Below are 14871 nucleotides of genomic sequence, written 5' to 3' on the forward strand. Positions count from 1 at the left end.
AGGGATGGGGCGCGGTCCGCATCACATCTCGACCCCCCTGCCGGGGTTGAACTTGAACTCGATCACCTGCCAGCGCCCGTAGGATTCGCGGGGCAGGTCGAAGCCGGCCGAGGCCGCGCGGGTGGCCGCGATCTCGGCCACCTGGATCGCCACCCGCCAGCGCGCATCGGGCACGCCGTTGGGCTGCACGATCTTGGGCTTGCCGACCATCTTGCCGGACTGGTCGAGGCGCACCTGCACCACCACCACCAGCTCCTCGTAGTTGGGCAGGTTGGTGACGCGGTCCATGCGCCAGTACTTCTGCACGCCCAGCTTCACGCCGTTGACCTGGCCCGAGGTCAGCCGCGGCCCCTGCGGCGCGTTGGTCGTGGCGCCCGAGGAGCCGGAGTTGGCCGAGGCCGTCTGCGAGGGCTTCTCGGCCGGCTTCGGATCCGGCTTCTGCGCGGGTTTCTCCGCAGGCTTGGGGTCGGGCTTCGCCTCCGCCGGCTTGGGATCGGGCTTCGGCGTCTCGGCCGGAGCGGGATCGGCGGCGGCGGTCTGGGTCTCGGGCTCCGGCGCGCGGGGACGCTCGGGCGCCTCGGGCCGGCCGCGGGGCGGGGCCGAGGCGACGGGGGCGAGCGTGTCCTGCTCCGAGGTCTCGTCGGCCTCGGTCACGATCTGGGTGGTCGCCTCCTGCGGGGCCGCGGCGGGCTGCTGCGGGGGCGGGGGCGTCTGCGTCGCCTGCTCCGTGGGCTGGGTGGCCGGCGTGGGCTTGTCCGCCTCGGCGATGGTCTGCTTGGGCGGCGCCGGCGTGGGCGCCACGCGGTCGAGGTCGCGCGGGGGCGCCGCGTCCGGGGAGACCGGCGCGTCGCGCTGGGGCGCGTCGAGGTTCTGCGGACCCGCGGGCAGCGGCGGCGACGAGGCGGTCACGCCCTTGGGCGGCGCCACCGGCGCGTCGGCGGCCTTGGGCGCCTCCGGCCGGGCGGCGGGGCGCGCCGTCTCCTGCGGGGCGACGGTCTCCTGCCGCTTGGGGGGCTGCGTGGGCGCGGGCGCCGCGTCGGTCGAGGCCGTCTCCGAGCGCTGGGGCGGCGCGTCGGACTTCGGCGCCTCGGGCGCGGGCTTATCCTCGCCGGGCTTCGGCGGCACCAGCGAGGCGACCTCGCCCCGCGGGCCTTCCGGGGCCTGCGAGACCATGGCGTCGAATTCCGAGGACGAGATCAGGTCGACGTCCGCGATGCGCACGGCCTGCGCCTCGTCCCCCTTGAACAGGGGGCCGCCGAAGATGGCCACCAGCACCACGGCGACATGCGCCGCGGCCGAGACCATCAGGCCGCGCTTCTCCTCCGGCTCCGTATCCGGCACGGCCGGGGGGCGGCGAAGGGGACGGCCGCTCATTCCTTCGGCGCCTCCCCCGCGGGCTGGGCGCGGGGCGCGGAATCCGTCACCAGCGCGATCGAGGAGAAGCCGCCGCGGTTCAGCGCGCCCATCACCGACATGATCGCGCCGTAGCTCAGCGACTGGTCGGCGCGAAGGTAGACCTGGTCGTCCTTGCGCTCGCGCGCGATGGCGGTCAGGCGGGTCAGAAGCTCGTCGGCGGGGACCTCGGCGTTCATCAGGTAGACCTTGCCGTCAGGCGCGAGCTGCACGGTCAGCGGCTCCTCCTGCTGGTGGGGCAGGGGGTCGGCGGCGGTCTGGGGCAGCTCCAGCGGAACCCCGGTGGTCAGCAGGGGGGCTGCGACCATGAAGATGATCAGCAGCACCAGCATCACGTCGACCATCGGCGTGACGTTGATGTCGCCCATCGGGCGGTGGCGGCCCCTGCGGGTCCCGCGCGCGCCGCTGCGGCGCTGGACGGTGGCGACCATGGCTCAGCTCTCCCGCTTCTGCATCTGCCGGTCGAGAATGGCGCCGAACTCGTCCGAGAAGGCCTCCATGCGGCCCACCAGACGGTCGGCGTCTCCCGACAGCTTGTTGTAGAAGATCACCGCGGGAATCGCGGTCACGAGGCCGAGCGCGGTCGCGACCAGCGCCTCGGCGATGCCGGGGGCGACGACGGCCAGGTTGGTGTTCTGGCTCATCGCGATCGCCTCGAAGCTGTTCTTGATGCCCCAGACGGTGCCGAACAGACCCACGAAGGGCGTCACCGAGCCGACGGTCGCGAGGCTGGAGAGCCGCGACTCGAGGCTCTCGGCCTCGCGGGAGATGGCGACGTTCATGACGCGGTTGATGCGCGCCTCGGCGCCCGCGATCAGCTTGCCGCCGGTGGCGTGCGACTTGCGCCATTCGTTCATGCCGGCGGTGAAGATCCGCTCCAGCGCCGAGCGGGGACGGTCGCCCAGCCGCTCATGCAGCTCGTCCAGCGGCTGGCCGGACCAGAACGCGTTCTCGAACAGCGTCGCCTCGCGACGCGCGCGCTGGAAGCGCAGGTACTTCGAGATCGCGACCGCCCAGGACCAGATCGAGGCCATGACCAGCATCACCATGACGATCTGAACGGTCAGCGTGGCGCGCAGGAACAGCGCCGCCAGGGAAAAATCAAGCTCGTGCGCCGCGGCGATCGCGTCGGCCGCCTGCTCGGGATTCATGCCTCGTCTCCGCCTCTGCCCATCGCGGCCGACCCGTCTGTCGGGGCCTTGGTCCGCGCGCGCCCGCCTCGCCGCCCACCCCGGGCGGTCGTCACGGGCGCACTATAAAGCAAGCGCGAGCGGTGAAACAGCAGCGCGGCGGGATTAAGGCGGATCGGCGCCCTGCGGCGGCGGAGCGCGGGCGATTTCGGGGGGGCTCGCGCGGTCGTGACGGCGCGAACGCCGCGCCCGGCGCGCCAGGGCCGCCCGCGTCCGCCGGCGGCGGTGCGCGAACGCCACGTCAATTCGCTGTCGGAAGCTCCGGGGCGGGTGTAGTCTGCTCATCGATTCGGCACATGCGCCGCCTATTGGACCGGCGGAGGAAACGTATCATGCTAATTAGATCGATGATTTCGTCTCTGGCGATGGCCGGCGCGGCCGCGGTCGCCTCTCCGGCGGCGGCCGCCTTCGTCGACTGGGAGCTGCACGACGCCGTCGGCACCAACCTGGGCGGCTTCCGGCTGGAGTTCTCGGGGCCCACGGTCACCAACCTCTACATCCATGGCGAGGTCGAGCGCTACTCGATCGTCTCGACCTTCATCTTCCTCGACACCTCGGACCATATCGCCGGCGAGACGGTGCACGATTTCCTGCTGTTCTTCTCCCCGGTCAGCGGCTCGCTCTTCCACGAGGACTACGGCGGGGGCGAGTACTACGAGCAGCGGGTGAACGAGGCGGCGGTCCGCATCGGCACCCTGTCGGCGCCGCTGAGCCCGCTGGGCGGGACGTTCGACGTGGTGATCGACGAGACCTTCAACTACGACGAGAGCTACGTCTACTGCAGCTACTACGAAGAGATCTACGACCCCGACAGCGGCGACTACATCGGCCAGGGGCCCTGCCAGGCCTATTACGCCGAGAATTATTACAACATCGAAGCCGGCTATCACCACTACGGCACGCTGGTCGGCACGGTGGTGGCGACGCCGCTGCCGGCGGCGGCCGGGCTGCTGGCCGTGGGCGTGGGGCTGCTGGCGGCGGGGGGCGCGGCGCGGCGGCGGGCGGCCTAGGGCGCCCGGCGGGTCAGGAGGCGGCGTCGGCGGGCGGCTGCAGCGCCAGCATCGCCGCGCGCGCCTCGGCCGGCAGGCGCACGGGGCGGCCTTCCAGCGTCATGCAGGCCACGAAGACGCGGGCGCGGTTCAGCACCTGCCCGTCGCGCCGGATCTCCTGCACCATCTCGGCCGAGGCGCCCTTCAGCGTCTCGACCCTCGTCGCGACCTCCAGCAGGTCCTCGAAACGGGCGGGGGCGACGTAGTCCACCTCGATCCGGCGCACCACGAAGACCACGCCCGCGGCCTTCAGCGCCGTCTGGTCGACCCCGAGATCCCGCAGCGCGTCCGAGCGCCCGCGTTCGTAGTAGCGCAGGTAGTTGGCGTAGAAGACCACGCCGGCGAGGTCGGTGTCCTCGTAGTAGACGCGGACGGTCAGGCGGTGTTCGGTCATGGCTCGTCGAAGAGGTCCGGGGCGGGGCGCGGCGCCTCGGGCGGGCGCGGCGCCTCCATGCCCAGGTGACGCCAGGCCTTCGCGGCCAGCATCCGGCCGCGCGGGGTGCGCTGGATCAGGCCGGATTGCAGGAGGAACGGCTCGATCACCTCTTCCAGCGCGTCGCGGGCCTCGGAGAGGGCGGCGGAGATGGTCTCGATCCCCACGGGGCCGCCGCCGTAGTGGTCGGCGAGCAGGCGCAGGTAGCGGCGGTCGCCGCCGTCGAGACCGAGGTCGTCGACGCCCAGCCGCGTGAGGGCCCGGTCGGCGATGGCCTGGGTGACGGTGCCGTCGCCCTCGACCACCGCGAAGTCCACCACCCGGCGCAGCAGGCGCCCGGCGATGCGGGGCGTGCCGCGGGCGCGCCGCGCGATCTCGGTCGCGCCGTCGGGGGTGGCGGGGGCGTTGAGCAGGCGGGCGGCGCGCTCGACGATCTTCACCAGGTCCTCGACGGAGTAGAACTCCAGCCGCACGGGGATGCCGAAGCGGTCGCGCAGCGGCGTGGTCAGCAGGCCCAGGCGGGTGGTGGCGCCCACCAGGGTGAAGGGGGGGAGGTCGATGCGCACGGTGCGCGCGGCCGGGCCCTCGCCGATGACGAGGTCGAGGGCGTAGTCCTCCATCGCGGGGTAGAGGATCTCCTCCACCACCGGGGACATTCGGTGGATCTCGTCGATGAAGAGGACGTCGCGGGCGTCGAGGTTGGTCAGGATCGCGGCCAGGTCGCCGGCCTTGGCCAGCACCGGGCCGGAGGTCATGCGGAAGTTCACGCCCAGCTCGCGGGCGACGATCTGGGCGAGGGTGGTTTTGCCGAGGCCGGGAGGGCCGTGGAACAGCGTGTGGTCCATCGCCTCGCCCCGGCGGCGGGCGGATTCGACGAAGACGCGCAGGTTGGCGCGGGCCTCGGGCTGGCCGACGAAATCGTCGAGCGCCTGCGGGCGCAGGGCGCGGTCGGCCTCGTCGCCGGGCAGGGGCTCGCGGTCGGTGAGGCGGCCGGTATGGGCGGCGTCGGCCATTCAGGGGCTCACTTCGGGGCCAGGGCGCGCAGGGCGGCGCGGATCAGGTCGGCGGAGGCGGGCGGCGTCTCGGCGGCCGCCGCGGCCTCGGCCACGGCGACCGCGGCCTGGGACTCGGGGTAGCCCAGGTTGACCAGCGCCGAAAGGGCGTCGGCCTGGGCGGCGGCCGCCGCGGCCGCGCCGTCGTCGGCCTTCGGCTTCGCCGCGGGGCGCCTGCGCGCGGGGGCGGGGGCCTCGTCGTCGACGACCGCCGGGGTCAGCGTCGGGGCGGCGGCGCGGGCGCCGCGGCCGCCGAGCGCCATGACCGTGGGGGCCTTGTCGCGCAGCTCCAGCACGATGCGCTGGGCGAGCTTGGGGCCGACGCCCGGCGCCTTGCGCACGGCGGCGGTGTCGCCGGTGACGATGGCGCGCCCGGTACCCTCGGGGCCGAGAAGCCCCACGATGGCGAGCGCGCTGCGCGGCCCCACCCCCTGCACCGAGGTCAGCAGGCGGTGCCACTCCTTCTCGGCCAGCGTGGGGAAGCCGAAGAGCTGCAGCAGGTCCTCGCGCACCACCAGCTCGGTGTAGAGGGCGCAGGGCTCTCCCGGCTGGGGGAGGGAGGCGAGCGTGCGGGGGGAGGCGTAGATGACGTAGCCCACGCCCGCGGCCTCGATCAGCGCGTGATCCTCGGCGATGTAGTCGAGACGGCCGGAGACCTTTCCGATCATCGCGGGCCCTCCTGCGCGCCGATCATCTGCGGCCCCCCGCGGCGGCGGCGGCCAGCGCGGCCTCGAGCTTGCCGCCCGCGCGGGAATGGAAGGCGTGGCAGAGCGCGATGGCCAGCGCGTCGGTCGCGTCCGGCCCCGCCAGCTTCGCGCCGGGGAGCTGCAGGCGCACCATGTGCTCGACCTGCGCCTTGGCGGCGTGGCCGACGCCCACCACCGCCTTCTTCACCGCGTTGGGCGCGTATTCGGCGACCTCCAGCCCGGCGCGCGCGGGCACCAGCAGGGCGATCGCGCGGGCCTGGCCCAGCTTCAGCGTGCCGGCGGCGTCCTTGTTGACGAAGGTGTGCTCGACCGCGGCCATCTCGGGGGCCTGGAGGGCGACGACCTCGGTCAGCTGCTCGAACAGCGACAGCAGGCGGGAGGCGAGGTCCGTCCCCCGCGATTCGCAGACCCCGTTCGCCACGTGCCGGATCCGGCTTCCGGAGGTCTCGATGACCCCCCAGCCGGTCCGTCTCAGGCCGGGATCGACCCCGATCACCCGCATGCGTCCCGCCTTCTTCCGCTCGATTTTCGCGAGGCTAGCACGAAGCGCGAACATCCGGCCAGAGGGCGAGCGCGGTTCCGCCCGGATTCCGCCACGTTTGCGATCTGCAACCGACATTGGATGGTCTGAATCCGACGTGGCGTCGGGTAATGGCAAGGGACTGAAAACCTAGAGGTTTTTGCTATGCGTGCCGCGCAAGGCGCCCATGCGTTTTGCAAGGTTGCACAAGAAATCGGCGCCCTCTAGATGCGCCGTCATCCGGGACGTCGCCGCGTCCCGTCACCCGGAACATCGCCGGCCCGAAGGAGACCGCCATGACCCAGATCAACGTCAACGCCCCCGTGCTGCCCCGCGGCGCGCTCGCCATCCATGCCGTCGTCAGCGCCGTCGAGGCCCTGATCGCCGAGTTCGCCCTGTGGAACGCCCGCCGCAACACCGCGCGCGCGCTGTCCCGCCTGTCCGACCGCCAGCTGCAGGACATCGGCCTGCTGGGCGCCGACCTCGAAGAAGTCGCGGCGCGCCTGCGCCGCTGATCCCGAACCACCTTCGGGACCGGCGAAGCGCCGTCCTCGCGAAAGCGGGGACGGCGTTTTCCATTTCAGGGGGCGATTTCGCGCGGCGGCAGCGCCGACGGCGAGTCCGGCCCCTCAGCGCCGCCGCAGCACCAGCGTCGTCCAGCCCTCGAGCTTGATCACCCGGTGGCGCACGAAACCGTTGGCGAGGAAGGTCTGCTCGACCCCCGGCGCCTGGCGGTGCAGCAGGCCCGAGAGCACCGCGAAGCCCCCCGGCGCGGCGGCGCGCGCGATCGAGGGGGCGAGGCGCTTCAGCGGCCGGGCGAGGATGTTGGCGAAGACCAGCCCGTAGGGCCCGGCCTCGCGGATCAGGGGGGCCTGCAGCCCGTCGGCCTGGCCGATGCGCATCCAGGGGCTCAGCCCGTTGGCCCGTGCGTTGGCCTGGGCGGTGCGCACCGCGACCGGGTCGATGTCGGTGGCGACCGCCAGCTTGCGGAACATCGCGGCGGCGGCCATCGCCAGCACGCCGGTGCCGCAGCCCACGTCGAGGGTGCGATCGAAGCTCCAGCCCTCGCGCACCAGCCCCTCCAGCGCCAGCAGGCAGCCGCGGGTGGTGCCGTGGTGGCCGGTGCCGAAGGCCATGGCGGCCTCGATCTCGAGCCCCACGCGGTTGAGCGGGATCTTCTCGGCGTCATGGGAGCCGAAGACGATGAAGCGGCCGGCGTGCACGGGCGTCAGCTCCCGCCGCACCTGGGCGACCCAGTCGCGATCCTCGAGCTTGGAGACCGCGAAGGGCCGGGCGCCATGGGCGGCGGCCAGCAGGTCGAGCGCGACCGGGTCGGGCTTCTCGTCGTAATAGGCGCCGACCTCCCACAGGCCCGAGCCGTCCTCGACCTCCAGCACCGCGAGCGCGAGGGGGGAGAGGGGCAGGCTCTCGACCGCGGCGCCGAGCGTGTAGGCCTCGGCTTCGCCGGGCAGGGTGGTCAGCGCGGTCCAGGTGGTCATGGCGGGGCTCCGGATGCCTTGGGCGCAAGGGGGATGCGGGCGCTTTGGCCGGTGGGGGGCGCGAGGTCAAGAGGGGGGAGCGGGGGCGCCCTGCGGGCGGGCTTGGCGTGCGCGCTGTCGCGCGCGCGGCCCGGGGGGCCGCGGAAGGCCGCTTCGGGAGCTCACCAAAGAACAGGCCCGCGCTTGTCCTTCGCAGCCGTCCGTCGCTGAAGATGCCTGAGCGACTCGCCCGCCGGGGTCAAGGACAAGCCCCGCCAAGGGCGGGGTCGCTTCGCGATCCCTGACCCCGGCGGGCGAGTCGCTCTTTACGGCATCAGCGACGGACGGCTCCGAAGAACAGGCGCTCCCGGCGGGCCCGGGGGCTGGGCCGGGGGCGCCTGGGGGCGGGCGTCAGGCGCCGACGCCGATGGGGCAGGTGACGCCGGTGCCGCCGACGCCGCAGTAGCCGCCGGGATTCTTCGACAGGTATTGCTGGTGGTAGTCCTCGGCGTAGTAGAACTCCGGCGCGGGCTGGATCTCGGTCGTGATCCGGCCGTAGCCGGCGGCGTCGAGGCGCGCCTGGTAGGCGTCGCGGCTGGCCTCGGCGGCGGCGCGCTCCTGGCTCGAGGCGGTGTAGACGCCCGAGCGGTACTGGGTGCCCACGTCGTTGCCCTGGCGCATGCCCTGGGTGGGATCGTGCCCCTCCCAGAAGGTGCGCAGCAGCTCGTCGTAGGAGATCTTCGCGGGGTCGTAGACCACCAGCACCGCCTCGGTGTGGCCGGTGCGGCCGGTGCAGACCTCGCGGTAGGTGGGGTTCGGGGTCACGCCCGCGACGTAGCCCACCGCGGTGGTCCAGACGCCGGGCAGGGACCAGAACTTGCGCTCCACCCCCCAGAAGCAGCCGGCGGCGAAGATCGCGGTGCGCAGCCCCTCGGGGAAGGGCGGCTTCAGCGGGCGGCCGGTGACGTGGTGAAGCTCGGCGGTGGGGATCGGGTCTGGCCGGCCGGGCAGGGCGGTGGCGGCCGTCGGAAGCTCGGGCGTTCTGCGCGTGAAGAACATCGGGCGGTCTCCTCCTGTGTCGCGTCCTAAAATAGGCGCCCGGCGGCCCCGCGCCTAGTCGCTTCCGGGCCGGGCGGCAGGCAGGCGGCGCGGGACGAGGCCCTTGTCCCCCCGGGCGGATCCAGAAACGCCCGGTCCTGGTTAACGAAACGTTGATCCGGCCGAGAGCCGGGGGCCCGGCGGCGCGGCCGCACGCAGGGCGCAGGCCCGCCGGCCCCCGCGACGGGCCGCCACGGGGTGGAACGCAACGCGAACACCCCCTTTCGCCCGAGGCCCCGTCGCGCTAGTCTGCGCCGCATGAGCGGCAGTGGAAATTTCGGCGACTTCGACGGCGACTGGGGGCCCGAGGGCTTCGGCGACGATCTCGGCTCGTTCGAGGCGGCGGCGACGCAGAGCCTGTCGGCCCGGGCCATGGCGGCGCGCCCGAAACCCTATCTCGACGGTCTGAACCCCCCGCAGCGCGAGGCGGTGGAGACGCTGGACGGCCCGGTGCTGGTGCTGGCCGGCGCGGGCACCGGCAAGACCCGCGCGCTGACCGCGCGGATCGCGCATATCCTCGCCCAGGGCCGCGCCAAGCCGTGGGAGATCCTGGCGGTCACCTTCACCAACAAGGCCGCGCGGGAGATGAAGCACCGCGTCGCCGACCTGCTGAACCAGCCCGCCGACGGCATGCCCTGGCTGGGCACCTTCCACGCGCTGTGCGCCAAGATGCTGCGCCGGCACGCGGAGCTGGTGGAGCTGAAGTCGAACTTCACGATCCTCGACACCGACGACCAGCTGCGGCTGCTCAAGCAGATCATCGTGGCCGAGGGCATCGACGAGAAGCGCTGGCCCCCACGCCTGATGGCGAGCCTGATCGACAACTGGAAGAACCGCGGCTGGCGGCCCGAGCAGCTGCCGGCGGCGGAGCACGCCAGCTTCAACCGGCGCGGCGGCGAGATCTACGACATCTACCAGTCCCGCCTGCGCACCCTGAACGCCTGCGATTTCGGCGATCTGCTGCTGCACATGATCACGATCTTCCAGGCGCATCCGGACGTGCTGGAAGGCTGGCGGCGCCGGTTCCGCTACATCCTGGTGGACGAGTACCAGGACACCAACGTCGCCCAGTACCTGTGGCTGCGGCTGCTGGCGGGCGGCGCCAAGAACATCTGCTGCGTGGGCGACGACGACCAGTCGATCTACGGCTGGCGCGGCGCCGAGGTCGGCAACATTCTGCGCTTCGAGAAGGACTTTCCCGGCGCCAAGGTGATCCGGCTGGAGCAGAACTACCGCTCGACGCCCCATATCCTCGCCGCCGCCTCGGGGGTGATCCACACCAACGAGAGCCGGCTGGGCAAGACGCTCTGGACCGAGGCGAACGGCGGAGAGAAGGTGCGCCTGATCGGCCACTGGGATGGCGACGAGGAAGCCCGCTGGGTCGGCGAGGAGATCGAGGCCTACCACAGCGGCACCCGCGGCCATGACCGGCTGAGCCTCGACGACATCGCGATCCTGGTGCGCGCCTCGTTCCAGATGCGCGCCTTCGAGGACCGCTTCCTGACCATCGGCATGCCCTACCGCGTGATCGGCGGCCCCCGCTTCTACGAGCGCCGCGAGATCCGGGACGCGATGGCCTACATGCGCCTCGCCGTCTCCCCCGACGACGGGCTGGCGTTCGAGCGGATCGTGAACGTCCCCAAGCGGGGCTTGGGCGACAAGGCGCAGCAGGCGATCCAGCTGGCCGCGCGCGACGCCGGCGTGACGCTGATCGAGGGAGCGCGGCTGGTGCTGGAATCCGGCGCCCTCGCCGCCCGCGCCCGCAACGCGCTGCGCGAGCTGGTCGAGAGCATCGGGCGCTGGCATGCGCAGGTGCTGGCCGGCGCCTCGCACACCGAGCTCGCCGAGCAGATGCTGGACGAGAGCGGCTACACCGCGATGTGGAAGGCCGACACCTCGCCCGACGCGCCGGGGCGGCTGGAGAACCTCAAGGAGCTGGTCAAGGCCGTGGGCGAGTTCGAGAACCTGCAGGGGTTCCTCGAGCATGTCTCGCTGGTCATGGACAACGAGAGCGAGGACGGCGGCGAGAAGGTCTCGATCATGACGCTCCACGCCGCCAAGGGGCTGGAGTTCCCGGCGGTGTTCCTGCCGGGGTGGGAGGACGGTCTGTTCCCCTCCCAGCGGAGCATGGACGAGAGCGGGCTGAAGGGCCTGGAGGAGGAGCGGCGCCTGGCCTACGTCGGCCTGACCCGGGCGCGCGAGCACCTGACGATCTCCTTCGCCGCCAACCGCCAGACCTACGGGCGGTGGCAGAACGCGCTGCCCTCGCGTTTCATCGACGAGCTGCCGGAGGCGCATGTCGAGGTGCTGACCCCGCCGGGCCTCTACGGTCACGGCGGCGGGCGGGCCGGCGCGCCGACGGACATCCCGGGCGTGATGAAGGGCTCGCAGCTGGAAGAGCGGGCGGTCCGGGCGGACGCCTACAACTCGCCGGGCTGGCGGCGGATGCAGGCGCGCAACGCCTCGCGCCCGATGAGCCAGCCGCGGGAGGCCGCCAACCTGGTGATCGACGCCGAGGCGGTTCCGGCCTTCGACGTGGGCACCCGCGTCTTCCACCAGAAGTTCGGCTACGGCGCGGTGACCGAGATCGAGGGCGACAAGCTGGGCATCGAATTCGAGAAGGCCGGCTTCAAGCGCGTGGTCGCCAAGTTCGTGACCGAGGCGCCGGCCGCGGCCGACCCGGGCCCTGCCGCGGACGACGTGCCGTTCTGAGGCGACGTCCGGGGCGCCTGGACGCCCCGGAGCGCCGTGGTCCGCGCCGACGCCTCAGGGCCGCGCCACAGACACTCCTCCATCCGCCATCAGCGCCGATCCGGTGACGAAGGATCCCGCCTCCGAGACCAGGAACAGGGCGGCGCGGGCGATCTCCTCGGGCTCGGCGAGGCGCTTGAGGGCGTGCATGGCGGCCACCGTCGCGTGCCACGCGGGATCGTCGCCGGCCATGGCGGTGCGCGTGCCGCCGGGCATCAGGGCGTTGACGCGGATGCGCTCGGGGCCGAGCTCGACCGCCAGCGCCCGCGCCAGCCCCACCAGTCCCGCCTTCGCCGCCGCGTAGGCGCCCATGCCGGCGAGGCCGGAGGCATGGCCGACGAAGGACGAGGTGAACACGATCGAGCCGCCGCCCCGCGCCCGCATCGCGGGGATCTGCGCCTGCGCCAGCAGGAAGGCCGAGGTCAGGTTGGCGGCGACGACGTCCTGCCAGGCGGCGAGGGGCATCGCCTCGATCGAGCCCAACTCTCCCAGCGTGCCGGCGTTGTTCAGGGCGACGTCGAGGCCGCCGAAGCGGTCGACGGCCAGCGCGGTCAGGTCGCGGGCGTGGGCGGGATCGGCGACGTCGCCGGGCAGGGCTTCGGCCCGGCCGCCCTCGGCGCGGATCGCCTCGGCGACGGCGTGCAGGCGCTCGGGCCCGCGGGCGGAGAGGACGACGGCGGCGCCCTGCGCGGCGAACAGGCGGGCGGCGGCGGCGCCGATGCCGGCGGAGGCGCCGGTCACGACCGCGACGCGGCCTTCGAGCGAGAACGGGGGGAGAGAGACGAGGGGCATGTCGCGGGCTCCTGCGCGAGGGGGATGCCCGGACCGTGCCGGCGGAGGCGCCCCCACTCGACCCGGTTCCTGCGCCCGGATCCTGTGCAGGGGGCGCAAACGCGAACGCCCCGGCCGGGGCCGGGGCGTCGCGAGGATCCGTAGAGGGCGGCGCCGGTCAGCGCTTCTTGGCGTCCTCGGGGGTGATCGTGCAGCGCATGTCGCGCAGCAGGCCGTCCTTCAGCCCGTAGCACAGGCCGTGGAGGTTGATGTTCAGCCCGCGCTTCCAGGCCTCGCGCAGGATCGGCGTGTCGGCGAGCTTGCGCACCCCCTCCAGCACGTTCAGCTCGCACAGGCGGTCGATCTTGGCCTCGTGGCTCTCGATCCGGCCCAGCTCGTCGACGTTGATCTGGGCGAGGCGGCGCACCGGCTCCAGCCAGTGGTCGACCAGCGCGCCCGTCGGCTCCTCGAGCGAGGCGCGCACGCCGCCGCAGCCGTAGTGGCCGGTTATCATGATCTCCTTCACGCCGAGGCCGAAGATCGCGAACTCCAGCACCGAGAGCATGTTCATGTCGGCGGAGTGGATCACGTTGGCCACGTTGCGGTGAACGAAGACCTCCCCCGGATCGAGACCCGCGACCTGGTTCGCCGGCACCCGGCTGTCCGAGCAGCCGATCCAGAAATACTCCGGCGTCTGCTGGGCCGCGAGGCGCGGGAAGTAGTCGGGGGAGGCCGTGCGGATCCGGTCGGACCAGGCTTTGTTGCGCTTGAAGATTTCGTCGATCATCGGGGTCTCCGCTGGGGGGGCGTGACGGACGGCGGGTCGACCGCCTCCCCGGCCGCGCCGGCCGGTTCAGTTAGCCCGAGCCGCCCGCGACGGCAACACCGGCCGGACGCCTCGGGGCGATGCGGATCGTCAGGGCCCCTTGCCTTTCGGGCGCGGCGCAGGCGGAATGCGCGCCGCGGCCGGACGTCGGAAGCCGGCAGGGATACATCGGAGGAACGCCGGCATGCTGAGGCTTCTGGACGGAAAGCGCGTGGTCGAGATGGGCCACATCCTGCTGGCCCCATACGCGACGCAGATGCTGGGCGACTTCGGCGCGGACGTGGTGAAGGTGGAATCGCTCGACGGCGACACCTACCGCGGGCTGGGCCAGCCGCGCAGCCCGGGCGGGATGACCGCACAGTGGATGGCCAACAACCGCAACAAGCGCTCGATCGCGCTGAACCTCAAGGATCCGGAGGCGCGCGACGCGCTGATGAAGCTGGTCGGGTGCGCCGACGCCTTCGTGCACAACATGCGCCCCGCGGCGGTCGAGCGGCTGGGCTTCGGCTACGAGGCGCTGTCGAAGCTGAACCCGAAGCTGGTCTATGCGCAGGCGGTGGGCTTCGGCTCGTCCGGGCCCTACGCGGGCCGGCCGGCGGTGGACGACGTGATCCAGGGCTGGTCGGGCTTCGCCGACCTGATGGGCCTGCATGGCGAGGGGCCGGAGATGGCGCCGGTCGCCGTGTGCGACGTGATCACCGCGCTGATCCTGGGACAGACGGTGCTGGCGGGGATGCTCAAGGCCGCCGAGACCGGAAAGGGCTGCTTCCTCGAGACCGCGATGTTCGAGGCGATGGCGACCGTCGGGCTGAACCAGCACCTCAACGGCCACACGTTCCACCCGCCGAACGCGGGGCTGATCTACGCGCGCACCGGCTCTCCCCATCGCCGGCCGGTGGCGACCAAGGACGGCTGGGTGATCCATGCGGTCTACAACTTCATGCACTGGACGAAGTTCCTGAAGGCCGTGGGGCGCGAGGATGTGCTGAACGGCCCGATGATGGTCGACCGCTACGCCGCCGCGGCCAACGTCGGCGAGCTCTACCGCCTGCTCGCCGAGGAGATCCTGCCCACCCGCACCACCGCCGAGTGGCTGGCCCTGTTCGGGGAGCTCGACATCCCCGCCGCCCCCTGCACCGAGCTGGAGGCGCTGGAGACCGACCCCCACCTCGCGCAGGTCGGCCTGTTCCGGGACTACGAGCACCCCTCCCAGGGCCTGTGCCGCGAGACCCGCGCCCCGGTGGAGAGCCGCGACGTCGAGGAGGCCCCCGACCGCCACCCGCCCGAGCTGGGCGAACACACCGAGGAGATCCTGCGCGAGGCCGGCGTCTCGGCCGAGGAGATCGCCTCGATGTTCTCGCGCGGGGTGCTGAAGGGCTTCGCGCCCGAGCCGGCCTGATCGGGCCGCCCCGCGCGCCCGGAGCGGCCCCGAGAGGGGTCTTTCCCGGCCAGTCAACTTCCCGGCCGACCGGTTGAAAGCCCGAGACGGGCCCGCTCCGCCGCCCTATAGTGCGCCCGCCCACCGCCGGCGCCGCGACCCGCGCCGCGCCGGCCCGCGTCGCCCATCAGGAGGACCCCCGCCG

At 72.7% G+C, this 14871-nt stretch carries 15 protein-coding genes; 4 read left to right on the forward strand and 11 right to left on the reverse strand.

All coding sequences use genetic code 11. The annotated features are described in order from the left end of the window. Positions 1 to 21: 21 nt before the first annotated feature. From P2H44_RS13450 to tolQ, 3 genes are read right to left on the reverse strand one after another with little or no spacing between them, the layout of a single operon-like run. Positions 22 to 1374: a hypothetical protein gene (locus P2H44_RS13450; protein WP_275764209.1), complete on the reverse strand. Its 1353-nt coding sequence runs from the start codon at positions 1372 to 1374 to the stop codon at positions 22 to 24. Next, on the reverse strand, positions 1371 to 1844 hold the full coding sequence (gene tolR, locus P2H44_RS13455; protein WP_275764210.1) for a protein TolR: 474 nt from the start codon (positions 1842 to 1844) through the stop codon (positions 1371 to 1373). Before tolR ends, P2H44_RS13450 begins: the two co-directional genes overlap by 4 nt. Positions 1845 to 1847: 3 nt before the next feature. Further along, the gene (gene tolQ, locus P2H44_RS13460; protein WP_275764211.1) at positions 1848 to 2564 is read right to left on the reverse strand and encodes a protein TolQ; all 717 of its coding nucleotides are present in this window, start codon (positions 2562 to 2564) and stop codon (positions 1848 to 1850) included. Between the two features lie 371 nt (positions 2565 to 2935). Between tolQ and P2H44_RS13465 the strand changes: the two genes are divergently transcribed. After that, entirely contained in the window at positions 2936 to 3613 is a 678-nt protein-coding gene (locus tag P2H44_RS13465; RefSeq protein ID WP_275764213.1) for a hypothetical protein, read from the forward strand. A 13-nt stretch (positions 3614 to 3626) separates the two neighbouring features. Here P2H44_RS13465 and ybgC read toward each other — a convergent pair whose 3' ends face one another. From ybgC to ruvC, 4 genes are read right to left on the reverse strand one after another with little or no spacing between them, the layout of a single operon-like run. Further along, a complete protein-coding gene (gene ybgC, locus P2H44_RS13470) occupies positions 3627 to 4046 on the reverse strand; it encodes a tol-pal system-associated acyl-CoA thioesterase (protein ID WP_275764215.1) in 420 nt (139 codons plus the stop codon). Continuing rightward, positions 4043 to 5098, reverse strand: coding sequence for a Holliday junction branch migration DNA helicase RuvB (gene ruvB / locus P2H44_RS13475; protein ID WP_275764216.1), 1056 nt, complete (start codon positions 5096 to 5098; stop codon positions 4043 to 4045). The genes ybgC and ruvB overlap by 4 nt, the downstream gene beginning before the upstream one ends. Before the next feature lie 8 nt (positions 5099 to 5106). Next, positions 5107 to 5805 (reverse strand): Holliday junction branch migration protein RuvA, encoded by a 699-nt coding sequence (gene ruvA, locus P2H44_RS13480; protein ID WP_275764217.1) that lies wholly within the window; start codon positions 5803 to 5805, stop codon positions 5107 to 5109. 22 nt (positions 5806 to 5827) lie between these two features. Further along, positions 5828 to 6346, reverse strand: a complete 519-nt coding sequence (gene ruvC, locus P2H44_RS13485) for a crossover junction endodeoxyribonuclease RuvC (protein ID WP_275764219.1) — start codon at positions 6344 to 6346, stop codon at positions 5828 to 5830. Between the two features lie 314 nt (positions 6347 to 6660). Between ruvC and P2H44_RS13490 the strand changes: the two genes are divergently transcribed. Continuing rightward, positions 6661 to 6879, forward strand: coding sequence for a DUF1127 domain-containing protein (locus P2H44_RS13490; protein ID WP_275764220.1), 219 nt, complete (start codon positions 6661 to 6663; stop codon positions 6877 to 6879). 114 nt (positions 6880 to 6993) lie between these two features. Here P2H44_RS13490 and P2H44_RS13495 read toward each other — a convergent pair whose 3' ends face one another. Both P2H44_RS13495 and msrA read right to left on the reverse strand, forming a co-directional pair. Further along, positions 6994 to 7863, reverse strand: a complete 870-nt coding sequence (locus P2H44_RS13495; RefSeq protein ID WP_275764221.1) for a 50S ribosomal protein L11 methyltransferase — start codon at positions 7861 to 7863, stop codon at positions 6994 to 6996. Between the two features lie 390 nt (positions 7864 to 8253). Then, positions 8254 to 8901, reverse strand: coding sequence for a peptide-methionine (S)-S-oxide reductase MsrA (msrA, locus tag P2H44_RS13500; protein ID WP_275764222.1), 648 nt, complete (start codon positions 8899 to 8901; stop codon positions 8254 to 8256). A 297-nt stretch (positions 8902 to 9198) separates the two neighbouring features. Between msrA and P2H44_RS13505 the strand changes: the two genes are divergently transcribed. Continuing rightward, the gene (locus P2H44_RS13505; protein WP_275764223.1) at positions 9199 to 11652 is read left to right on the forward strand and encodes an ATP-dependent helicase; all 2454 of its coding nucleotides are present in this window, start codon (positions 9199 to 9201) and stop codon (positions 11650 to 11652) included. A gap of 54 nt (positions 11653 to 11706) precedes the next feature. On the opposite strand, the gene P2H44_RS13510 is transcribed toward P2H44_RS13505, so the two are convergent. Both P2H44_RS13510 and P2H44_RS13515 read right to left on the reverse strand, forming a co-directional pair. Then, complete coding sequence (locus P2H44_RS13510; protein WP_275764225.1) at positions 11707 to 12483, reverse strand: SDR family oxidoreductase; 777 nt, start codon at positions 12481 to 12483, stop codon at positions 11707 to 11709. A 157-nt stretch (positions 12484 to 12640) separates the two neighbouring features. Then, positions 12641 to 13249 carry a carbonic anhydrase gene (locus P2H44_RS13515; RefSeq protein ID WP_275764227.1) on the reverse strand — a complete coding sequence of 203 codons (609 nt, stop codon included), beginning with the start codon at positions 13247 to 13249 and terminating at the stop codon, positions 12641 to 12643. Positions 13250 to 13472: 223 nt separating this feature from the next. On the opposite strand from P2H44_RS13515, the gene P2H44_RS13520 reads away from it, so the two are divergent. Next, positions 13473 to 14687, forward strand: a complete 1215-nt coding sequence (locus P2H44_RS13520) for a CaiB/BaiF CoA transferase family protein (protein ID WP_275764229.1) — start codon at positions 13473 to 13475, stop codon at positions 14685 to 14687. Positions 14688 to 14871: the final 184 nt, after the last annotated feature.

Origin of the sequence: Albimonas marina (genome assembly GCF_029223255.1) — a bacterium.
Lineage (GTDB): Bacteria > Pseudomonadota > Alphaproteobacteria > Rhodobacterales > Rhodobacteraceae > Albimonas.